Source organism: Corallococcus sp. CA053C, assembly GCF_003611675.1.
Lineage (GTDB): Bacteria > Myxococcota > Myxococcia > Myxococcales > Myxococcaceae > Corallococcus.
This window is the reverse complement of the sequence record NZ_RAWA01000443.1, coordinates 1-7,878: the sequence shown is the minus strand read 5'-3', so window position 1 is coordinate 7,878 and position 7,878 is coordinate 1. Positions and strand designations below refer to the sequence as shown.

Genomic DNA, 7,878 nt, shown 5'->3' with positions numbered 1-7,878 from the left:
TCCAGACGACGGGCGCTCCGACGCGTCCACGTCAGGCGTCGGGGCCTGCTGAGGTGCGCCAGGCCCCGCTTCCCCGGCGATGGGGAGCTCGCGCGATACGGTGCGCCTCGGCGGCGCGGCCTCCTGCTCCCCGCGGCCCATGGACGGCAGGGGCATCAGCGGGGTGGCGGGCGGAGGGCGTCCATTCGCGGCTTCGGCGGCGCGCTCGTCGCGGGACAGCACCAGCGTCGTGCCGTGGAGGTCCTCGTCCGGCGACGGGCTGCGCACGGCGCCCGAAGCATGGCCTCGCGACGGCATCACCGCCGTGGGTTCGCGGGGCGGGGGCGCCGCTTCGGAGTCGGGCGGCGGGAGCGCCCCGTCCACCAGGGCGGTGCGCTCCGGGAGCGCGGGCAGCGCCTGGTTGCTGGCGGCGACAGGGAACAGCCTGCGCACGTAGGCGCCCACGTCGGTGTCGTCCACGGACCGGGCGTGGTTCAGCACGCACTGGGCCAGCGCGCGCTCCAGCTCACCGGCCGTCTGGAAGCGCTTGGACAGGTCGCGCTCCAGCGCGCGGCAGATGGCGGCGTCCAGGTCCGGCGGCACGTCCGGGTTGAGGCGCGCGGGCGGCACGATGGTGCTCTCCTGCACCGCGCGCAGGACGGCGATCTCCGAGTCCCCCTGGAACAGCCTCCCGCCAGTGAGCAGCTCCCACAGCACGACGCCCAGCGCGAACACGTCGGTGCGCACGTCCACGCTCTCGCCCCGGGCCTGCTCGGGCGACATATACGCGAACTTGCCCTTGAGCACGCCGGGGTTCGTCAGCTTGTTGCCCGCCTTCGCGATGCCGAAGTCGGTGAGCTTCACCGCGCCGTCGTAGGACACGAGCACGTTGTGGGGCGTGACGTCGCGGTGCACCAGGTGCAGCAGTTCGCCGTTCACGCGCAGGCGGTGGGCGTAGTGCAGGCCGCGCGCGACCTCCGCGCCGATGTGCGCCACCAGCGTGGTGGGCATGGGCGCCATGGCCTCCTTGCTCCGCTTGCGCAGCTCCCACAGCGAGCAGCCGCGCACGTACTCCATCGCCAGGTAGTAGGTGTCCTCGTGCTTGTCGAAGTCGAAGATCTGCACCACGTTCGCGTGGTTGAGCCGCGAGGCCAGCCGCGCCTCGGCGATGAACATCTGCACGAAGTCCGGGTCGGTCGCGAGGAACGCGCGCACGCGCTTGATGACGACTTCCTTCTCGAAGCCCTCCGGCCCGCGCGCGGTGCACAGGAAGATCTCCGCCATGCCGCCTTCGGCGAGCTTGCGGCGCACGACGTACTTGCCGACGTGGGTTCCTGCTTCGAGCGTCACGGAAGGGTCCACGGCCGCGCCTACTCGAACTTGACCGTCACCACATTGAGGTCGATGGGGCGCACCTCGATGCGGCGGTTGAGGGTCCGTTTCAGCTCGGGGTTGGAGAACTTGCAGTCATACGTGCCCACGCGCAGCTCCACGGGCTGGAAGGGCGTCTCGCCCAGCTTGCGCCCGTTGCACGTCACCTCCGCCCACGGCGTCACCACGAAGCTCACCGCCGCGGCACGCTCCACGGGGCGCGCGGCTTCGCGCACCTCCGCCGTTGTCGTCGTGGCGGCGAGGGGCTCCTGGGGGACCGGCGTGGCGCCTCGAGCGCGGGGGGCTTCCTGCGCCTCCGGCGGCGAGGCGGCTGGAGCCTGCGGGTCCGACGCGCCGGAAGGTTCGGGCGCGAGCGGTGCGACGGCAGGCTCCGTGCCGGGCCTCCCGGAAGACGTCATGGGAACGAGCTTCAGCGGCCCCACCACGAGCGGTCCGGACGCGGGCACCACGATCTGCATGCGCAGCTCCCGGTAGCCCTCCTTCACCAGCACGAGCCAGTAACGGCCGGGCTTCACCTGCGGCAGCACCAGCGGCGTGCGCTCCGGGAGCACGCGGTCCTCGAAGACGACGCGCGCGCCCGAGGGTTCGGACTCCACGCGGACGCCCGTCGCGGTCATCCCCGTGCTCCAGAAGAGGCCCGCCCCGACCCCGAGCGCCACCAGCGCCACGGCGCTCCACACAAGCCACCGCCGCTTGGAAGGCTCCACGACGGACTGCTCGGTGACGGTGCCCGTGCGGGCCGGCGGCACCCACGCGTTCGGCGAGGGCGCGCGGGACGAGACACGCGGCGCCGTCATCTCCTCGAGGGTGGCGTGGGGCGCGGGGACGGGGAGCCGGCCATGGCGATGCTCCGCCGAAGGTGACGGCATCAGGCCCGACCGGGAGACAGGGACCTCCGAGCGCGGCACGGCGCGCAGGTCCTGCGTGGGGCCTTCGTCCACCTCGGCGCGGGACACGGCGCGCATGTCCAGGGTGGCGTCGTCCTCGTCCTCCTGGGCCTGCGCCGCCAGCAGGCGCTGATCCAGCGTGGGCCCGTCGTCTTCCACCTGGAACCGGGGCGTCAGCTGGCCCAGCGGGTCCACCATGGCGAGCGTGGGCGCGTCCTCCTCCACCTGGAACCCGCTCGCGCGCAGGCTGCCCAGCGGATCCATCATCGCGAGCGTGGGGCCCTCTTCCGAGGTCACGGTCGGGAGGGACGGCTCTTCCAGGCGCACCGGCCGCATGGAGCGCGAGGGAGGCGACTCCAGGGCCCGCCGCGACCCCGTCGGCTGTCGGGGTTCGGGACGGTTCTCGCCCCGCGACTCCGCCCGTGCGTCGGTGTTGCGGATCTCCGAACGGGCATCGGCATTGCGGGCGTCACCGCGCGAGTCAGCGTTGCGGATCTCCGAACGGGGCTCCGCATTGCGGACATCGGCACGAGCGTCTGCATTGCGTCCGTCAGCGCGAACCTCCGCATTGCGAGCGTCTGCACCGCGGGCGTCCGACCGGAGTTCGGCACGGGCATCGGCATTGCGCCCTTCCGCGCGGGCGTCCGCACCGCCGCGGATCTCCGACCGAAGCTCAGCGCGGGCATCGGCATTGCGCCCTTCCGCACGGGCGTCCGCACCGCGGACCTCCGACCGAAGCTCAGCGCGAACGTCGCCATTGCGGCCCTCGGCGCGAGCATCACCACGGGCATCGCCACTGCGAGCATCCGACCGAAGCTCGGCGCGAGCATCACCACGGGCATCGCCACTGCGAGCATCCGCGCCACGGACCTCCGCCCTTGGCTCCGGACGCGCTTCCGCCCCCCGGGCCTCGGCCTCCCCGTCCTCGCGACGCGGCTCCACCTTCGCGGCCTGCCGGTTCGCCCGGGGCGGACGCAGCGTGGTGGTGGGCTCGTGCTCCGTGCGTCCCGGCGCCACGGCGGGCCGCATCACCGAACGGCGCTGCGCTGGCGGCGACTCCGCGCGCGGCGACACGCCGGCCTCCTCGTCCGTCACCTGCACTTCACCCGACCGGGCCTCGTCCGACAGCCGGTCCGCGTACAGGTCCTTCATGAACGCGGCCAGGTCCGCCGTGCCGGAAGGCTCATCCTGTGCGGCCAGCCACCCCTCCAGCGCGTGCTGCAGGTCCTGCGCGTGCTGGTAGCGCGCGTCCGGCTCCTTCGCGAGCGCCTTGAGCACGATGGCGTCCAGATCCGCGGGAACCCGGGGTGCCACCTGCGACGGCGCCGGCACGTTGCACTCCGCCACCGCCCCCAGCGTCAGCATGTCGCTGGGGCGCTTGAACAGGCGGCCCCCCGTCAACAGCTCATGCAGCACCACGCCCAGCGCGAACACGTCCGAACGCCGGTCCACGCGCTGCCCCGCGGCCTGCTCCGGTGACATGTACGAATACTTGCCCTTGAGCACCCCGGAGCGCGTCACCGTGGCCTGGTCCGCCGCCTTGGCGATCCCGAAGTCCACCACCTTCACGCCGCCCTCGAACGTCACCAGGATGTTCTGCGGCGACACGTCCCGGTGCACGATGCCCAGCGGGCGCCCCGCCGCGTCCGTCTTCTTGTGCGCGTAGTCCAGCCCCGCGCTGGCCTCCAGGAGGATGCGGCACACCAGCGGCACCGGCACCGGTCGCCCCGCCGTCTCCGAGCGCTTCCAGAGCCGGCGCGCGTCCACGCCATGGATGTACTCCATGGCGATGAAGAACGTGTCGCCCTCCGCCCCCAGGTCGTAGATCTGCACCACGTTGGGGTGCGCGAGCCGCGCCGCGATCCGCGCCTCGTCCAGGAACATCCGGACGAACTCGTCGTTCTCCGACAGGTGCGGGAGGATGCGCTTGAGGACCAGCAGCTTGTCCGGAGCGTCCGAACCCGGCCGACGCGCGAGGTAGATCTGCGCCATGCCGCCCGTGGCAAGGCGCTTCAGGAGCTGGTAGCTGCCGTAGGTTTCGATGGACACGGCGGGGACGCGAGAAGGCGGATCCCGAGCGTAAGCCCCCAGCCCAGGGGAATCAAACATCGAATCCCCTTGGGGTTTTTCCCCAAGGAAGGCCGTGCGGGCGCCCTAGCGCCGGGCCGCCCGGACCTCCCGGGTCTCCCGCATCAGCGCTTCCAGCTCATCCAGGTGCCGCTTGAGCACCGGCATCAGCATGGGGACGGTGTCCACCCGGTCGAACAGGTCCAGCACCCGGTCCACCTTGCGCTCGATCTCCTGCGCCCTCAGGGGGCTGATGCGCCGCAGGAGCATGTCCGCCCCCGCCTCCATCAGCACCCGGGCCACCGCGTCGCGCGACGCCAGCGGCTCCTGCTTGCGCTGGCCCTCCCCGCGGATGACCCGCAGCCCCGGCGCACCGGCGCGCGGAGGGGACTTCGGATGCTCGTCGGGGGTTCGGGTGCTCACAGCGCGCCTCCCAAGGCAACAGCAGCTAGACGCTCCGCAGGGTACACACCGAGGGAGCGCCTCCAATTTTCTGGTCATCCGCACAGGCAGATGCAGTGCTGTAGCACCGGGGGCTGACATCCCCGTTCAGGGCCGGATGTCCGGCCCGTCACGGGGATCACACCCCCGTCCTTCGGACTGTCCGGTTCAGTCGTTGGCGCAGGCGCGGCGGTAGGTGATGTTCACCTTCGCCCCCGGCGGCGGCACCACGGAGAACACCACGCTGTTGCTCGCGGCGTCGTAGGTCCAGCCCGTCGTGGTGGCGGTGCCGTTGACCGTCACCACGACCGTGCCCGCGTCCGGCTCCTCGCTCAGCGGGAAGCGGTCCTGCGCGCTGAACGCCTTGCTGGCCACCTGCTTGAGGAGCGGCGCGTAGTCCGGGGCGCACACGTTCAGCACTTCGCCACCCGTCTGCGTGGCGGCGTCCGCGTAGCGCGTGCCGGCGCCACCCGCCGTGGCGCACGCCGTCTTCGTGGGCGCGATGGCGAAGAACGTGGCCCGCTGCGGCTGGTTCTCACCCTTGCGCTGCTGCGCCCACTGCACGTACGTGGAGACCGCGTCCGGCGAGTGGTCATCCTCGTCGCCCACGAACACCACCACCAGCGCCGCGGCGTCGCGCAGGAAGCCCTTGTTGCCGTCGTTGGGCAGCGGCGTGCGCGGATCATCCGCGTTGTTCACGAGCGGCGGGGTGAGCGCGCGGCGCATCGCCTCGAAGCCCTGCTCCACCTGGGCGCACTGGCCCACCTGCATGTTCTGCTGGAGCACCGTCGTCACGTCCGGCGTGGCCAGCGTGAGGATGCGCTGCCGCGTGTTGTCCACCGGGAAGAAGCGCCCGGCCTCACCGCCCAGCGCGCCGCCCGGGCAGGCGCCGGACACCGCGGAGATGCCCGTCGTCGTCACCGCCAGGTTCAGGTCCACCGCCTTGTTGCGCGCGGCGTCCACGAAGGCCGGGATGGCGGACACCAGCCGCGGGTGCTCCTCCACCATGGACGCCGTGTTGTCGACGACGAACAGCACGTCCACCTTGCTCACGTCCTGCTGCACGAAGGCGTCCGTCTTCTCCACCTTCTTGGACGACTCGCCGATGAGCGGCACCATCAGCGGGATGGGCAGGTCGCTGGAGTCCACGAACAGGGGCGACAGGTTCATGCCCGTCACCTGCGCGAAGTAGTCCACGCCCACCGTGAAGGACTCACCCGGCTGCAGCTGGAACGCGGGAGGCGCCGGGTGGTCCAGCAGCGTGAACTCCGAATCCGTCGTGCCCGGCCCGATGAAGACGTTGGAGATGGTGACGGGCGTGGTGCACGCGTTGAGGTAGTTCACCTCGCGCGGCGCCGGACGGCAGTCCTTGCGCGCCAGGCCGAAGTCCACGAACCAGGGCGACGCGACCAGACACGTCGTCTGCGAGTGCGCCGTCAGCGGCACCTGCACCACCGGCGTCACCGGGTTGTACTGCTCAATCTGCAGCTCCCCCGCGAAGTCCCCGCCCGTGAAGGGCGCCTGGAAGGCCACCTGGAAGCTGAACCACTCGCCCGGGTAGATGATGCCGCCGAAGAGGTCCCCGCCGGGCATGCGGAACACGCCGCCGCCGTCGTTGGCCACGCGGATGTTCTTCACCGGGCACAGGTCCGTGCCCTTGTTCTCCAGCTTCACGCCCAGCACCGCGCCGCGCCCCGGCGGCAACGTGCCGAAGTCCACCAGCTGCGGGGTCACCGTCAGGTCGCACGGGTCGTGCGCCTTCGCCCGGCCGAAGAAGTCCAGCTGCACCGTGGCCGCGGAGAAGGCGTTGGTGGTCATCACCAGCGAACCCGCCGCGGAGCCCTCGCGCGAGGGCTCGTAATAGACTTCGAGGTTCACCTCGCCGTTGGGCGGCAGCGTGTAGGGCGTCGCCAGCGGCTTGTGGTTGAACTGGAGCTCACCGGAAGGATCCGGCGTCCACGTCAGCGTGTTGATGGTCAGGGGCCCTGCGTTGTCCGTGCCGCAGTTCTTCACGTTCACGATGACGCGCACCTTGGAGCCCAGCGGCTGCTCGCCAAAGTCATACGTCAGCGGCGACACGCACAGCTCCGACGCGCCACCGAAACCACGCAGCGGCACCGGCAACGTGGGGTGGCGCTTGCTCACCACCGTGTAGACGGCGCGGTCCGTGGCCGGGCCCATGTGGCCAGGGCTGTAGCGGATTTCGAAGCCGCGCACCTCGCCCGGCTGGAGCACCAGCGGCAGGCCCGTGTTGGCCTGGCTGAAGGACGCGTCCGTGCCGTCCAGCATCAGCGACGTCACCGTGACGGGCTCCGTGCTGACGTTGCGCAGGCTGGAGGCCTTGATGGCGTCGCGGTCCACCGGCACCGCGCCAAAGTCCAGCACCTCCGGCACCGCCACCACCGCGCGCTCCAGCGCCTCCGCGGTCACCTGCACCGGCACGTCCGCGCACCCGTGGCAGGGCGACACCGCGAGCGCGATCTGCTTCTTGCCCACGCGCACCGGGTTGAACGTGATGGGCAACTCCTTGCGCTCGCCCGGGTTCACCGTCACGGCCTCGGCGACGAACTCGTCCTTGTCCGCGCCCACCAGCTTGGGCGTGACCATCACCGGCAGGTCCGTGGGGTTCTCCAGCGTGACGCCCAGCGACTTGGTGGAGTCCGCCTCGATGCGGCCGAAGTCCAGCTTGCGGGGCGACACCCGGGCCCACGCGTCCACGCCGGCGCCGTTGAGCGGGATGCGCATCAGCGGTTCGATGCGCGTGTCCGAGCGGATGACGAGCACCGCGGGCAGGCCTCCTTCCGCGAGCGGCGCGAAGCGCACCTTCAGCGTGCACTCACTGCCGGGCACCAGGCTGTGCGGGCCCTCGTGCGTGAACTCCGCCTTGTAGGCGCCCTCCGGCCCCTCCACCCAGGCTTCGTCCACGGTGATGCGCGCGCGCCCCACGTTGCGCAGCGTCACCTGCGACTCCCGCGCGTCGAAGATGGCGACGCGTTCGAAGTCCACGCCACCCGGCGTCGCCGTCAGCCGCCCATCCGCGAGCGACGAACGTTCCCGGTCCGCGCAACCCGACAACAGAACCACCGCCCACAGGCCCAGCAGACTCCAGCGC

Annotated in this window: 4 protein-coding genes; all 4 read right to left on the bottom strand. The window is 71.5% G+C overall.

The features are described from left to right. Positions 1-1,329 (bottom strand): serine/threonine-protein kinase (locus tag D7V97_RS36725; RefSeq protein WP_147445125.1); only part of this gene is annotated, 1,329 nt, incomplete at its 3' end. 20 nt (positions 1,330-1,349) lie between these two features. Continuing rightward, positions 1,350-4,307, bottom strand: coding sequence for a protein kinase (locus D7V97_RS36720; RefSeq protein WP_233583451.1), 2,958 nt, complete (start codon positions 4,305-4,307; stop codon positions 1,350-1,352). A 105-nt stretch (positions 4,308-4,412) separates the two neighbouring features. Beyond that, positions 4,413-4,748 carry a hypothetical protein gene (locus D7V97_RS36715; protein ID WP_120615268.1) on the bottom strand — a complete coding sequence of 112 codons (336 nt, stop codon included), beginning with the start codon at positions 4,746-4,748 and terminating at the stop codon, positions 4,413-4,415. Positions 4,749-4,934: 186 nt separating this feature from the next. Next, on the bottom strand, positions 4,935-7,850 hold the full coding sequence (locus tag D7V97_RS36710) for a choice-of-anchor D domain-containing protein (protein WP_233583453.1): 2,916 nt from the start codon (positions 7,848-7,850) through the stop codon (positions 4,935-4,937). Positions 7,851-7,878: the final 28 nt, after the last annotated feature.